Source organism: Mesorhizobium sp. M8A.F.Ca.ET.208.01.1.1 (genome assembly GCF_004791315.1).
In the GTDB taxonomy this organism is placed as follows: domain Bacteria; phylum Pseudomonadota; class Alphaproteobacteria; order Rhizobiales; family Rhizobiaceae; genus Mesorhizobium.
In genome coordinates this window covers 1-404 of record NZ_SRUT01000072.1, presented here as the reverse complement: position 1 = coordinate 404, position 404 = coordinate 1, and the positions used below count along the sequence as shown (strand labels likewise).

Annotated in this window: 1 protein-coding gene; it reads left to right on the top strand. The window is 66.1% G+C overall.

From position 1 onward, the window contains the following. Positions 1-404 (top strand): HlyD family efflux transporter periplasmic adaptor subunit (locus EN851_RS34335; RefSeq protein WP_135931058.1); only part of this gene is annotated, 404 nt, incomplete at both ends.

Sequence of the window (404 nt, the reverse complement as noted above, 5' to 3'; positions counted from 1 at the left end):
AGGGCATCAACGCCAAGTCTTCGCTGGACGAGGCCCGTAACGACCTCGACAAGGCCAAGCAGCAGCTGGCGGTCGCCGAGCAGGGCATCGTCAGCGCCAAGGCGGCGCTTGGCGGCAACCCGGACATCGAGACCGACAGGCACCCGACGGTGATGTCGGCGATCGCCGCGCGCGACAAGGCCGCTTACGAACTGGCGCAGACCACGGTGAAGGCGCCGGCCGACGGCGTCATCTACCAGGCTGCCTCGTTCAAGGTCGGCCAGTATGTCTCCGTCGGCACGCCGCTGTTCGCGCTGGTCGAGACCGGCGACACCTGGATCAACGCCAATTTCAAGGAAACCCAGCTCACCCACATGAAGCCTGGCCAGAAGGCCGAGATCGTCGTCGACACCTATCCGGGCCGC